A 14,119-nucleotide genomic window follows, 5' to 3' on the forward strand; every position below is an offset into this window, starting at 1 on the left:
AGCCGGCGTCACGCACCGGCACCAGCTCAGCGCAGCGCGGTCAGCAGGGTCAGGTCGTCGTTCGGCAGCGCGTCGACCGTGGCACCCACCTCGACGCTGTGCAGCGTCAAAGCCCCCTTGATCGTGCTCAGAAAGGCTGTGTCCGCGGCGTCGCGCCCGGTGGCGATGCGCAGCAGCGTGGGCCGCGGCGCCAACGCCGTGGCGTCCACCACCCACCAGGCACCGTCGACGAAGGCTTCGGCCACGGCGTGAAAGTCCATCGGGTCGAGCCCGGGCGCGTACACGGCAGCCAGCCGGGCCGGCACGTTCAGGCCGCGCAGCAGCGCGATCACCAGGTGCGCGTAGTCGCGGCAGACGCCCTGCCGCAACAGATAGGTGTCGACCGCCCCGTCGATCGGCTTGGACGACCCCGACACGTACGAAAGCTGCGAGCCGACCCAACTGGAGACGGCGTCGAGCAGGTTCTTGCCTTGCAGCCCGGCGAACTCGGCTGCCGCCACCGGCATCAGCTTGTCGGAGTCGCAGTAGCGGCTGGGCCGCACGTAACTGATCCGGTCGATGTCGGCGGGCTGCTCGACCGGAGCGATCCCGTTCACGGTCGCGTTGTAGTCGATGGTCAACGCTCCGGCAGGCAGCCCGGTGACCAGGTGCAGCCGGCCGCCGTGCGGGGCGGCGATCTCGCGGGCGACGGCGGGGGCGCCGTTGGCGATGATCTCGAGGCTCTCGGTGCAACTGGGGCCGTGCGCCACGGCGATCGCCAGCACCACTTCGGTGTCGGCGCTGAGGGTGGCCTCGATGTGGGCACTGACGGTGCGTTGCATGGCGTCCATGGTGCCAGCACCCGCAAAGGCACCGCTCCCGGACAGACCTACCCGCCCGGCCCCGCCTACCCGCCCGGCGCGGGCATCGTGCGACGCGAGTGCGGGGGCGCGCGAGCTCGCCGTGCTCGACGCGACCACCGTTGGCGTGATGTTTCGCGACTGGGGTTGAACCGCACGGTAGATCACCCGTGATCGGTAGACTCGCGGCGCGAGGGGTGAGGAGCTCGATGGACTGGACGGGACACGTCATTTGGTGGCACTGCTACCCCCTCGGCTTCGTCAACGCCGAGGACACCGCCGTGCACGAGGTGCGGCATCGCCTGGGTCAATTGGCCAATTGGCTGGACTACCTGATCGACCTGGGCTGCAACGGCATGCTGCTCAACCCGATCTTCGCCTCGATGAGCCATGGCTACGACACCCTGGACCACTACGCGATCGACCCGCGGCTGGGCGACGACGACGACTTCGGCGAGCTGATGTGGAAGGCGAAGGAACGTGGCATTCGCATTCTGCTCGACGGCGTGTTCAATCATCTGGGTCGCCAGCACCCGATCGTGCAGCGCGCCCTGGCCGCCGGCCCGGGCACGCCTGAGGGCGATTGGCTGCGCTGGGTGGACGGCTACCCGCGGGTGTTCGAAGGACACGACGCCCTGGTCGAACTCAATTTCGGCAACTCGGCGGTGCAAGACTTCGTCGTCGACGTCATGTGCCACTGGCAGCAGCGCGGCATCGACGGCTGGCGGCTCGACGCCGCCTACGCGCCCGGTGCGGACGCGTGGCGTCCGATCGTCGAACGAGTGAAGGCCGCCTACCCCGATTGCTGGCTGCTGGGCGAAGTGATCCACGGCGACAAGGACGAGTTCGTCGCCCACTCGGGTCTCGACTCGGTAACCCAGTACGAGTTGTGGCACGGCATCTGGCAGTCGATGAACGACCACAACCTGTGGAACCTCGACTGGGCCTTGCAACGGCACCGCCGGTTCTGCGAGCACTTCAGGCCGCAGATCTTCATCAGCAATCACGACGTCACCCGGATCAGTTCCAAGCTCGATGACCGCCGGCACATCGAACACGCCGCCGTGCTGCTCACGCTGCTGCCGGGCGTTCCGTCGATCTACGCCGGCGATGAGCAGCGGTTCGAGGGCGTCAAGCTCGACCAGGTCGGCGGCGACGACGCGGTGCGGCCACCATTTCCGCAGACCCCCGACGGGCTGCTGCCGTTCGGGGCGGACACCCGCGAGTTGTACCGGAGGCTGCTCGGCCTGCGCCGGAAGCACGCGTGGATCGTCGACGGCGTGGTCACCACCCGTGATCTCACCAACGAGTCGGTGGTGGTGCTGGTGGCCGGACCCGAGCAGGTCATCGAGCTGGCGCTGAACATCTCTGACCAGGACGGCCCGATGCCCGAGGGCGAGGTGCTGATCGCCAGCCCCGGCTGCGCCAACACCGTGCCGCCGCACGGGTGGGCGGTCGGGGTGCGACCCCGCTCGCCAAGCGACGCACCCTTCCTGCCCCGAATCGAGGGGGCGGCATGACGGCATCGGTGTTGTCGGTGAACCTGGGCCGCCCGGCCCTCGATCGCGGCAAGCCCGAGAACACCACCGGCATCGACAAGCAGCCGGTCGCCTCGGCTGCAGTGAGGGCACCGGGGGCGCGCGACCGCACCCGCACCCTGGGCCCCGACCGGCGCAGCGGGCTGGCCGGCGACTACATCGGCGACGGCAAGAATCACGGCGGCGACGTGCAGGCCGTGTACGCCTGCGCCCGCGAAGACCTGGACGCCCTGGGCGCGCAGGTGGGGCGGCAGTTCATCTCCGGCAGCTTCGGCGAGAACCTGACCACCCAAGGGCTGGACGTCAACGGTGCTCTGATCGGCGAGCGGTGGCGCATCGGCACGGGCCCCGATGCGGTGGAGCTGAGGGTCACCTGCCCGCGCATTCCGTGCAATACGTTCCGGGCGTTCATCGCCGAGCGCGGCTGGCTGAAGACGTTCACCCGCGCCGCCAAGCCGGGGGCCTACCTGTCGGTGGTGACTCCCGGGGTGGTGCGGGCCGCAGACCCGGTCGAGGTGGTGTTCCGACCCGACCACGCGGTGACCATCGAGGTGCTGTTCCGGTCACAGACACTGGAGCGCGAGCTGGCACCCCTGGTGCTGACCGCCGCCGATTATCTGGACGCCGAATCGCTCGACTACGCCCGCCGGGGTGCGACCTTCACCATCGGCTGAGCTGCCCCCGCCGCACACACCGGTCGTCGGCTCACAACCGCCGGACGACCAGCGCCCGGGCTCCGTCGGGGGTCGGGGTGAGCACGATCGTGGCGGCGTTGGGCCCCGAGGGTTTGAGCCGCCGGCGCAGCACCGCCGGGTCGACCTCCAGGCCGCGCTTCTTGATCTCGAGGGTGCCGATGCGCTCGGCGCGCACCCAGGCCCGCAATGCCCGCTCGCCGGCGTCCAGCACCCGCACCACCTCGAAGGCGGTCGCGAACGGGGTGGGACGATGCTCGGCCCCGGCCAGGTAGGCGATGCCGGGGCTGACCCGGCGGGCGGCGATGCCGACGGCGAGCCGGTCGACCAGGCCGGCCCGGATCACCGCCGGGTCGGGCTCGTACAGCACCTCGCCGGGTTTCACCGGTACGGCGGGGTGCGGCGCACCGGACGTCTGGTCGGCCGGCACGTCCTGGGCCGGCGGGACCGTCCCGACCGACACCTCGCCTTCGGCCAGAACCTCGCCGGAGGGCAGCAGCACCGCCTCGCGACCCTGACTCCACGCCCCGCGCCACAGCGACAGTTCCACCAGGTCGCCGGACTCGCTCACCCACGTCGCGGCGGCATTGCCGGGCACCCGGTTCAGCGGCAGGCCGGGGCCGAGCTTCACGCAACACGTGCGGGTGGCCAGCAGGTGCTCGACGAACGACCACGGCGGGCTCAGGTCCTGCACCCGCCAACTGCGCCCCTCCGACGTGCGCCGAGCCGGGTCACAGAACACCGCGGCAGCGCCGTCGTCCAGTTCGTCGAGCAGGGCCACGGCGTCGCCGGCCACCACCTCGACACCCAGGTTGGCCCGGGCCAGCACGGCGGTGGCCGGGTCGGCCTCGACGGCGATCACTTCGAGGCCGGCATCCAGCAGGGCGAGTGCGTCAGCACCCAGCCCACAGCCGAGATCGATCACCGTCCGAACCCCGGCGGCTCGGAAGCGTTGCGCCCGCCACTGCGCCACGTCACGGCGGGTGGCCTGTTCCAGGCCGTCGGCGGTGAAGAACAAGGCGGCGGCCCGGGGGCCGAATTTGCCGACCGCCCGGCGCCGCAGCGCCTCCTGCCCCAGCACCAGGGCGGCGTGTTGGGGACTGAGCCCCCGACGCAGCCGCTCGGCGGCGGCGAGCGAGCCGGGGTCGGTCTCGGCGGCAGCGCGCGCCAGCCACTCCTGCGCGGCGGGGCTGACCAGCCACGCGGCCTGCTCGGCATCCATGCTGCGATGTCTACCCGATCGGCGCTGCCACGTCGAGCAGGTGCGGGCTACGCTGAGGCCATGAAACTGCTCTCCCGCGTGCTGTTGATCCTCGGCGGTGTCGTACTCGTCGGCGCCATCGGCGTGCTGGCCTACGGTGGCCTCGAAGTGTGGAAGCAGTACATCGCGGTGTCGGCCAACCGCAGCCTGGCGTTCGTGAATCCGGTCGGCTACATGATCACCGGCGCCGCGCTGGCCCTGCTGGCCGGAGCGCTCGCCGGCTACGCTCTGGGCCTGCCACGCAAACCCAAGCCGGTCGATCCGCCGGCCGCTGGCGCAGCGGGTCCGTCCGTGCCGCCGGAACCCACGCTGCGCTGACAGCACATGGCCGGCGGGCCGCCTCGGCTGAGCTCCCCGGTCACGGCACGAGCCCTCAACGCAGGTGGCCCGGGCCGCCCCGACGGGCGAACCGGGCCACCTGGTTCAAGCGGTCGGTCAGCGACCGCGCTGTTGCGGCTGCAACGACTCCGGAGTGTCAACCGGAGCCTGCTGAGCCTTGACCGAGGCGGTCTCACCGACCACCTGCACAATGCCGTCGCTCACCCTCCGGTGCCCGTTGTTGTCGGTCACGATCGCCCGGAAGGTGACCGGGGTTCCGGGCGCAATCCCGGACGGGTCGAACCACACCGACCACTGCGGGTTGTCGTCGGTGCCGATACTGGCCCAGGCAGCGTTGCCCACCTTGGCCACGAAGGTGACCTGGTCGTTGCTGCCACCCTGATTCGAGGTGCGGGCCTGCACCTGCCACCGGTCGGTGATGGTGGCACCGGGGGTCATGCCGGTGAGCTCGACCGACGGGGCCGAACTGCTCTTGGCCACCGCCTTGGCCGCCTTGAACACGGTCACTGACATGGCCGGCACCGTGAGCGAGAGCCGCTTGTTCAGATCGGTGTACAGCGTTTGGCTGCCCGCCGGGTAGAGCTGAGTGAACGCCATGTTGGCGCTGTAGGTCGGAATGTCAACCTGCTTGTCGGTCCAGCCGTTGTTGACCGCGACCACGTACTCGACGCCCTTGCCGGCATCGGTACGGCTCATCGCGAAGACGCCCTGGCCTTCGTCGACGTGCCGGGTCACCTGGGCGCCGTTCTTCAACGCCGGGTTGGCGTTGACCACATCCGCGATCCGCTGAATCTGGCGATACATCGGAACATTCGTGCCGTAGTTGTCCTGCGCGCCGGTTCGGTCGGTGCCCAGCAGGGTCTCCTCCGCGTACTCGGGCACCTTGCTGGCGAACAGTGACTCGCGCGCCCCGGTGTCGTTGCCGTTGCCGACGAAGCCCTGCTCGTCGCCGTAGTAGACGATCGGGTTGCCGCGTGAGAAGAAGAGCACCGCGTTGGCCACGTTGAGCCGGCGCAGCAACGCCCAGTCCGGCTGTTCGGGTGTGTCGACCCGGAGCATGTTGGCCATTCGGCCCATGTCGTGATTGCTGACGAAGGTGGCCAGGTTGTAGGCGTTGAAGTCCTTCGTCGTGTACAGGTCGTCCTGCGCGAACAGGTCGGCCAACGTCGACACCGGAGCGTTCTCCGCCAGCAATTTGCGAATCGCCCCCTGAAACGCGAAGTCGAGCATCGAGCCACTGCGACCCTTGGTCGACCACCACGACACCTCCTCGGCGGTCGGCGAGGCGACCTCACCGAAGACATAGAAGTTCTTCTTGCCCTGCGTGTGCGCATACCTCTCCACGTCGGGCATCACCTGCTGCCAGAACTCGATGTTGACGTGCTTGTAGGTGTCGATCCGGAAGCCGTCCACCCCGTAGTTCTTGATGTAGCCCTTGAAGATGTCCTTGAAGCCATTGACCACCGCGGGCTTCTCAGTGAATACGTCGTCGAGGCCGATGAAATCGCCCCACTGTGAGCTCTCACCCGCGAACGTGGAGTCACCACGGTTGTGGTAATTCAGCGCATCGTTCAAGAACGCGGGCGAGCGCTTGGTGGCGTCGGAGGCCTGGCGCTGCACCGGCGTGTACGGCATGTCCTCGACCTTCATCTGCGGGAACTGGCTGCTCGTCGCAAAGTCGTGGGGGTTGAAGGCGTTGCCGTTCACATCCTTGTACGGGTACTGGTCGGACGCCCGGTAGGTGTACTCCTGCTGGGCATAGTCGAAGACGTCCGCGGTGTGATTGGCCACCACGTCGAAGATCACCTTCAAGCCCTTCTTGTGGGCCGCGGCGATGAACGTCTTCACCTCGGCAGGGGTGCCGACATGCTTGTCCATCGTGTCGAAGCCGGTGATCCAGTAGCCGTGGTACGACGCCGAGGTGTAATTCGGCAGAATCTGCACCGGATCGTTCTCGTACGGCGGCGTGATCCAGATGGCGTTCATGCCCAAGCCCTTGATGTAGTCGAGCTTGTCGGTCAGGCCTTTGATATCACCACCGTTGTAGAACTGTTTCTTCGTTGCGTCGAAGCCATGCTGGAGCGGGCCGCCCGAGATGCCACCGGTGTCGTTGGACGGGTCGCCGTTGGCGAACCGGTCGGTCATCACCGAGTACATGTTCAGCGCGGTCTCCTGATTGCGGGCGCTCGACGCCGCCAGTGCCTTGGCCTGGCTGGCCGAGAGCGAGGCGACGGTCAGGTCGCCCGGCGCCGCCTGGGCGGCCGGCGACCACGATGCGACCACCAACGCACCGGTCAGCGCAAAGGCAGCGGTGAGGTTTGCTGACTTGCTCATCGGGTTCACTTCCCTTCGAACGCGATGGTCACGTTGCGGGTGTTGATCGGCACCCGCACGGTCACCGTGTTGTTCTTGGCGTCGGTCTTGACGATCCGGACGCCGCTGGTGGAGGCCGAGGAGTTGATGGCAGCTTTGGTGGGGCTCACCTTGGCGGCGCCGGAACCACCCAACACCGGAAGATCACCGCGCAGCACGATGTCGTAGGTCTTCAACTTCGAGGCATAGCCCGCGTGGGTCTTCTTGGTCGACACCGACATCGAGCCGTTCGACTTGGTCGTGACAGTCGTGGCGTAGGTGTTGTAAGCGCCCTTCTTGTAGGCCTCGGTCTTGCCGTCGTCCTCGTAGAGCGTGCCGGAGGCCTTGCCGTTGCCGAGGAATACGTTGAACGCGACGTTGGTGAAGTCGTTCTGCCCGGTGTGCTGCTGCACCTCACGGGTCGAGATCACCGAGCCGGCCTTGACGTAGATCGGCATCACATCGAGCGGAGCGGCCTTGGTGATGGTCTGGCCGCCGCTGTGCTTCTCACCGGTCCACCAGTCGATCCAGTCGTTGCCCTGGGGCAAGTACACCTCTCGCGAGGTCGCGCCCTCGGTCACCACCGGCGCGACCATGATCGAGTCGCCCCACATGAACTGGTCGGAGATGTTGCGCACCGCGGAGTCGTTCTGGAACTGGTAGACCAGTGCCTGCTGTACCGGGCGTCCGTCCTTGGTGGAGTTGTGGAAGGCCGTGTTGGTGTACGGCAGCAGGCTGTACCGCAGGCTGACGTACCGGCGGGCGATGTCCTCCACTTCGGAGCCGAGGCACCAGGGCTCCTGGCATTGCTGGTCGGGCTGGAAGCTGTTGTCGTAGTGCACGCGGGCGAAGGGGGCGAACGAGCCACTCTCGATCCAGCGGGCGAACAGTTCGGGCGTGGTGTCGCCGACGAAGCCGCCGATGTCGTTGCCGACATGCGGCACCCCCGAGAGCCCAGCGTTCATGTTGAGCGGTAGGGTCAGCTTGAGGTGGTCCCAGTTGCTGACGTTGTCGCCGCTCCACAGTGCCGCGTAACGCTGTGACCCGGCGTACATGTCGCGGCTGAAGACGAATGCCCGATCGTTGGGCTTGGCCTTCTTCAGGCCCTCATAGGTGGCGACTGTGTTCCAGAAGCCGTAGATGTTGTGAATCTCGGTGTGCTGCTTGGTGCCCTTGCTGAACTCCACATTCAACGGCAGCGTGTGGTTGGGGCCGACGAAGTCGGCCGGCTCGTTCATGTCGAGCCAGATACCGTCCACGCCCTTGTCGGTGAGCTTGGGCAGCTGGCCGGCCCACCACGCCCGAACGTCGGCTCGGCTGAAGTCGGGAAAGTATGCGGTACCCGGCCACACCGCGCCCTCGTAGTTGCTGCCGTCGGGGTTGGTCGCCCAGTAGCCCTTGTCGGTGCCCTCCTCGGACAGCCAGTAGCCGGACTCCTTCTTCACCCCCGGGTCGTTGATGGCGATCGTCTTGACCCCCATCGACTCCAGCTCGTCGTCGATCTGGTTCTGGTCGCCCCAGTTCTTGCCCCAGGTGAAAACCCGCCACCCGTCCATATAGTCGATGTCCATGTTCATCGCATCGAGCGGAATCTTGCGCTCGCGATAGCCCTTGGCCACGTCGAGGATCTTGCTGCCCGGGAAGTAGCCCCAGTGGCTCTGCTCCCAGCCGAGGGACCATTCCGGCGGCTGCTGGTAGCGACCGGTCAGTTGGGTGTACCGCTCGAGCACGTCGCCCATCTTGGGGCCGTTGATGAAGTAGTAGTTGAGTTCTCCACCATTGGCGTAGAAGTAGTAGTAATCGTCGGCCTCGCTGGCCATCTCGTACATCGAGTGGTGCGTGTTGTCGAAGAAGATGCCGTAGGCGCCTGTGCTCTTCAGGCCGGTGAAGAACGGAATGGACGCGTAGATGTACTTGGCGTCGGCCTCGTAGGCGTAGTGGTCGGTGTTCCACATGCCGATGCTGTCCCCACGCTTGTTCAGGCCTTTGGTCTGCTCGCCAAAGCCATAGAACGCCTCGCCCTTGTCGGTCTTCTTGAACACGTAGGGCTTGCCGTCCTGGTACCCGCTGCCGAATCGCGAGTCGTCGGCGTTGATCACCCGGCCCGCCTTGTCGAGCATGGTGACACCGAATTTGTTCAGCGCGATCCGCACCGTGACGCCGCTCGTCTTCATCGTGTAGGTCGAGGACGACTTGCTCCGCTTGATCGAGACCTTCTTGATCCGGTCCTTCACTACGGCCACACTCTTGTAGGCCGGCTGGCCGGCGGCCTGAATGGTGACCTTCACGACATCGGCGCTGACGAAGCGGACGAGACCGACGAACGATCCCATCTCGAGCTTCACCCCGTCGCTGGTGGCCGTGGTCTTGCCCACCTTCAGGTTCTGGAGTTTGGACTTGTCGAGCGGCACCTCGTCGCCGGGATTGACTGCCCGCTGAGCGTTGGCCTCGTTGGCGGCAAGCTGCACGCGGCGCTCACGCTCGATCTTCTGGGCTTGCTTGGCGGTGAGGTCCTTGTCGGGGTCGGGGGTCGGCTGGGCCGACGCGATCATGGGGAGGGTGAGGGTGCAGGCCAGGGCTATGCCGGCCGTGAGCAGCGGGAGGCGACCACGCGCAAACGGAGTTCCGCTGCGCCGGAGTTGAGTGGTCGACTGGTCTTCTGGAGTGGTCATCGAAGAACCGATCTATGCGGGGTGGTGATGGGGTGGACGGCCCGGTGGCCGAGCAGGTGCATCGAAGCGTGCAGCGAAGAGGGTCAATGGGGGCAGCAAAGGCTGGGGGCGCCCGGGCCCGGTTCGGCCGGTTCACACGGCCACTTCCGGGCTCACCCTGGCGAAGGTCTCGGGTCGCATGACCGCCGCCCTGATGGCCAACCAGGCCGCTCCCCGGGCCCACATCTCGTCGCCACCGCGGTCGATCTTCAGCCGGCAGTTCGACCAGGCCGACGAAAACGCATGCTCTGCGGCGGCGCGTCGCATCGGGGCCTCCAGGTGGTCGATGACGCTGACCATTTCGCCTGCCACGATCACCAGCGCCGGATTGACCAGGTTGACCAGAGCTGCGATGCCGCGGCCGAGCAGTTCGCCCGTGGTGGCCAGGCACTCCAGAGCCACCTGATCGCCGGCAGCGGCCAGCCGCTCGACATCGCCCAGTTCGCATACGTCCGCGTCGCCCGTCCGGGCGCGGACGGCGGCCACCAGGGCCCGGTCGGACGCTACGGTCTCCAGGCATCCGCGGCCTCCACAACCGCATGGGGGACCGTCCGGGATCAGCGGCAGATGGCCGAACTCGCCCGCCGCCCCGTCGGCTCCGACTAACAGGCGGCCGTGCAGCACCAGGCCGCAGCCGAGGCCGCGCCCGATGGTGAGCACCGCGAGGTCGTCCACGCGTCGCCCGTACCCGAGCAGGTGCTCCCCCGCTGCCAGTGCATTGACATCGTTGGCGACGACGGTGGGCAGTCTCGTAGCCGCGGCCAGAACCGTGCTCACCTCGACCCCTTGCCAGCCGAGAATGGGCGACGTCACCACCCGGCCCTTCGACACGTGACCGCCGACGCCGACGCCGAGCCCCACCACGCGGGCTTCCGGCTGGTCGACAACCGCCAGTCCCCGACCCGCGAGAACTCTGACCATCTCGCTGACGGCTGCGAGTACCCGGTCGGGATCACGGGTGTCGAGCGGGCTCGTGCCGGCAGCGATCACGTCGCCGGCCAGATCGGTGACCGCCCCGACGATCCGCTCTGGCCCGATCTTGACCCCGATCGCCAGGTGGTGTCCGCCGCGCACCGCCACGCGCTTGATCGGACGCCCGCGCGTGCGGGCCTGCATCTGGTCGACGGTTTCGCTGATCCAGCCGGCCGCGACCAGTTCTGGCAGGGCCCGCACGATGGTCGACACGTCGACACCGGCCGCGTCGGCCAGTTGTGTGCGCGAGCTGGCACCTGCACGCATCAGCCTGGCCAGGATTTCACCGTGCAGCCGCTGTGCCGGGGCGGTCAGAACCAACTCGCGCATGAGACTCAGACCTCGATGAAGTTCAGGTTGATGGCACCCTGGTCGGATGCGGACCGCGCCACGGTGATCAGGTTGACGCCGGCGTCGAGGACGATCTCGCCCGGCACCGTGCCCCACACATCCCAGGCCGACAGGTGGGGGAAGGCCACCGAACTGGGTGCCGCCACCGCCGTCCCATCCACCCGCTCAGCGATGACGGTCATGGTCGCGCGGTAGCCCATCGCGTTGGCGTATCGGTAGCGGATCGGGTAGTTGCCGGTGTTCGACACCTGCACCGCGAACGTGACGGTCGGCCCGACGGAGGCCGCCTCGAGCTTGTCGACGAAGCCGATCGAGCGATGGTTCAGGTGGTTGTTGTTGAAGTTGGCACCGCCGCCCCACGCGGCGAAAACAGCCTGGTAGCGGCGTCCGCGGGCGGGTGTGACACGAAAGATGCGCGACGCGTGCGGGCGCAGACTGACCGTGATGCTGCCCTGACCACCCTGTTCCGTGTGTGCCCACAGGTCGCGTACGGTGCCGCCACCGTCGAAACCGAGGTCTGCGGCGAAATCGATCGAGCGGGTCACCGTGTCGTGATCGCCGCGGTTGAACAGCGCCACCGCCCACGAACCATCGGGTAGCTGGCCGGCCCACCGCTCGGTGTCGCGGGCGGCCGGATCGTCCCAGTAGCGCAGGCCGTTGCGGAACAGCGGACGGCCGACTAGACCGGCCCGATGCAGCGCCAGCAGTTCGGGATTGGTGAACACCCAGCCGTACTCGCCGATCGTCTCGTGAGTATCGGCGATGGTCACCGGCGAACCCGCGATGACCATCAGGTTGATCATGGTCTTGCGTTCCTCGTCGTCGGCCAAGGTGCTGGGCATCAGAAAGTCGCCGTCGAGGATTAGCTGACCGCGCCCCGATCGGTGCGACCAGCCGGTGAAGCCGCAGAAGGGGTTGAACCAGTTCGGCCAGACCGGCTGATAATTCTGGCGTCCGCCACTCAGCCGCTGCCATCCGCCGCGGTCTGCGTCGGCGTTGATCCGAACCATGTCACCGTGCGCCAGCTCCAGCTCGGCGTCGTTCTCGAGTTGCGGCATCACCAACGACAACAGCATGGTGTCGCCAGCCGCCTCGTCCATCCAGCTCAACGCCGTCGCGTACGCTTCGCGGCCGTGTCTGACCCCGACCTCGCCGATGCCGGCATCCATGCCGGTCTCGTACCACGAAAGGAAGTCCACCCGCAGGTAGCGCACCCCCAGCTCGGCGAAATAGCGCACGTAACCCTGCACATACTCCTTCGCTCCGGCCCGGTTGACGTCGACCCAGTACAGGCCTCGCCCCTCACCCTTGGTAGAGAACAGATCGCCGGGAGCAACCAGATCGGCCACGGCAATGTCCGGACGCCCCAGCACGGTCTTCGACCGGTCGAGTAACGCGGACTCGGTCACCCACAGCGGGTTGTAGTAGACGCCAAGTTCCATGCCGCGCTTGTGCAGATAGCCCTGCCAGTAGCGCCAGTCATGTTCCCACTCGTCGCTGTAGCTGATCACGTAGCCGTTGTCGGTGGTGCGGGTCGACCATTCCACCCAGCCGTCGGTGTTGGCCATGGTGTAGCCGGACGGCGCGAAATCGCGGGCCAGCCAGTCGATGTTCGCCCGCCACTGGGCCTCCGGGATCGGCGCGTCGTTGGGAAAGTTGTAGCCGTAGGTGTTCCAGTACAGCGGGCCGGGGCCGCGTCGGCTCCACACCGAGTTGCGGCTGGTGCGGGGCACCGATGGCAGCGCCGTGGGCATCACCCGACCCCGCGAGGCCTGCGCCACCGGCGCTGCGATCCCGCCAGCCGCCAGAGTCGCCAATCCCGCCAGCAGGGTTCGTCGTGAACTCAGGACCATCGGCACCCCCTCGGATGTCTCAGATGTGAGGACGCTGTGTCTACGTTGTCAAAAATAGTGCGAGCTGCACAAAACCCTGTCAAGGGGGTCGAAGCCTCCCCGAGACGCGGCCGGACAGCGCGGAATGAGTGTGCCGGCCTGCACTACCGTGGCGCGATGAGGTCTTTCGCTGCTGCGCTGGAGCGGCAGCCGGTGCTGCTCGACGGCGGCTTCGCCACCCAGCTCGAGACCCGCGGGCATGACCTCAGCGACACGCTGTGGTCGGCCCGACTACTGCTCACCGACCCGGACGAGATTCGCGCCACCCACGCCGACTTCTTCGCCGCCGGCGCCGAGGTGGCGATCACCGCGTCGTACCAGGTGAGCCAGTCGGGCTTTCTCGCTGCCGGACGCACCACGGACGACGCCGAGCGCGCGTTGCGCAGCAGCGTGCGGCTGGCGCGCGAGGCGGCCGACGGGTTCGACGGCGAGCGGTTCGTGGTGGCCTCGGTGGGCCCCTACGGGGCCAGCCTGGCCGATGGTTCGGAATACCGCGGTGACTACGGGTTGAGCGTGGCCCAGTTGCGCGCCTGGCACCGGCCCCGGTTGCAGGTGCTCGCCGAGGCCGGCCCCGACCTGCTGGCCTGCGAGACGATCCCCTGCCTGGCCGAGGTCGAGGCGCTCGCCGCCGAGCTGGACGACCTCGGCGTGCCGGCCTGGATCTCGCTCACGTCGGTGGGTGACCGCACCCGGCTGGGCGAGCCGGCTGCCGAGGCCTACGCGATGGCCGCCGAGGTGCCGAGCGTGATCGCGCTGGGCGCCAATTGTTGTGATCCTGCTGCGGCCGACGACGTGGTAGCCGCGGTGGCCGGACGCCGCCCGGTGGTGTTCTACCCCAACAGCGGCGAGTCCTGGAACGCCGACGCTCGTCGCTGGACCGGTGCGTCGTCCTCGGCGAGTGTGGACGGCTGGCTGGCCGCCGGGGTGCGGGCGCTCGGCGGGTGCTGCCGGGTGAGCCCCGAGATGATCGCGGCGATGGCGGTTCGCCTGGCACCGTAGGCACCGCGCGTCGGGCACAAGCACCACATGCGAGGTCTCGACAGGCTCGACCAGCGACAAGCTCGACCAGCGACAAGCGCCATCACCACCGTCGGCTGAGCGTGTCGAAACCCCTAGTGGGAGCACTACATTCGGGGTCTCGACAGGCTCGACCAGCAAAAGATCAGCGTTTC

10 protein-coding genes are annotated in these 14,119 nt (G+C 67.6%); 4 read left to right on the plus strand and 6 right to left on the minus strand.

Annotated features, from left to right (window positions below; all coding sequences use genetic code 11):
- Window positions 1-26 precede the first annotated feature (26 nt).
- The gene (locus QM721_RS11125) at window positions 27-821 is read right to left on the minus strand and encodes a transglutaminase-like domain-containing protein (RefSeq protein WP_415121892.1); all 795 of its coding nucleotides are present in this window, start codon (window positions 819-821) and stop codon (window positions 27-29) included.
- A 227-nt stretch (window positions 822-1,048) separates the two neighbouring features.
- Between QM721_RS11125 and QM721_RS11130 the strand changes: the two genes are divergently transcribed.
- Together QM721_RS11130 and QM721_RS11135 are read left to right on the plus strand one after the other, a co-directional pair.
- On the plus strand, window positions 1,049-2,359 hold the full coding sequence (locus QM721_RS11130; protein WP_415121894.1) for an alpha-amylase family glycosyl hydrolase: 1,311 nt from the start codon (window positions 1,049-1,051) through the stop codon (window positions 2,357-2,359).
- Window positions 2,356-3,051 carry an MOSC domain-containing protein gene (locus tag QM721_RS11135; RefSeq protein WP_415121896.1) on the plus strand — a complete coding sequence of 232 codons (696 nt, stop codon included), beginning with the start codon at window positions 2,356-2,358 and terminating at the stop codon, window positions 3,049-3,051. The genes QM721_RS11130 and QM721_RS11135 overlap by 4 nt, the downstream gene beginning before the upstream one ends.
- Before the next feature lie 31 nt (window positions 3,052-3,082).
- On the opposite strand, the gene QM721_RS11140 is transcribed toward QM721_RS11135, so the two are convergent.
- Window positions 3,083-4,291 carry a THUMP-like domain-containing protein gene (locus QM721_RS11140; RefSeq protein WP_415121897.1) on the minus strand — a complete coding sequence of 403 codons (1,209 nt, stop codon included), beginning with the start codon at window positions 4,289-4,291 and terminating at the stop codon, window positions 3,083-3,085.
- Between the two features lie 60 nt (window positions 4,292-4,351).
- Here QM721_RS11140 and QM721_RS11145 point away from each other — a divergent pair, with 60 nt between their 5' ends.
- The gene (locus QM721_RS11145) at window positions 4,352-4,648 is read left to right on the plus strand and encodes a hypothetical protein (protein ID WP_415121899.1); all 297 of its coding nucleotides are present in this window, start codon (window positions 4,352-4,354) and stop codon (window positions 4,646-4,648) included.
- Between the two features lie 117 nt (window positions 4,649-4,765).
- On the opposite strand, the gene QM721_RS11150 is transcribed toward QM721_RS11145, so the two are convergent.
- The 4 genes from QM721_RS11150 to QM721_RS11165 all read right to left on the minus strand — a co-directional run bounded on the left by QM721_RS11150 (window position 4,766) and on the right by QM721_RS11165 (window position 12,809).
- A complete protein-coding gene (locus QM721_RS11150) occupies window positions 4,766-7,003 on the minus strand; it encodes an alpha-amylase family glycosyl hydrolase (protein WP_415121901.1) in 2,238 nt (745 codons plus the stop codon).
- Window positions 7,004-7,008: 5 nt separating this feature from the next.
- Window positions 7,009-9,693, minus strand: coding sequence for a TIM-barrel domain-containing protein (locus QM721_RS11155; RefSeq protein WP_415121903.1), 2,685 nt, complete (start codon window positions 9,691-9,693; stop codon window positions 7,009-7,011).
- Between the two features lie 132 nt (window positions 9,694-9,825).
- On the minus strand, window positions 9,826-11,034 hold the full coding sequence (locus QM721_RS11160; protein ID WP_415121905.1) for an ROK family protein: 1,209 nt from the start codon (window positions 11,032-11,034) through the stop codon (window positions 9,826-9,828).
- A gap of 5 nt (window positions 11,035-11,039) precedes the next feature.
- A complete protein-coding gene (locus tag QM721_RS11165; RefSeq protein WP_415121907.1) occupies window positions 11,040-12,809 on the minus strand; it encodes a hypothetical protein in 1,770 nt (589 codons plus the stop codon).
- A 255-nt stretch (window positions 12,810-13,064) separates the two neighbouring features.
- Between QM721_RS11165 and mmuM the strand changes: the two genes are divergently transcribed.
- Window positions 13,065-13,946, plus strand: coding sequence for a homocysteine S-methyltransferase (mmuM, locus tag QM721_RS11170; RefSeq protein ID WP_415121909.1), 882 nt, complete (start codon window positions 13,065-13,067; stop codon window positions 13,944-13,946).
- The last annotated feature ends 173 nt before the right edge of the window (window positions 13,947-14,119 follow it).

This window comes from Micropruina sp. (assembly GCF_047602085.1).
GTDB lineage: Bacteria > Actinomycetota > Actinomycetes > Propionibacteriales > Propionibacteriaceae > Micropruina.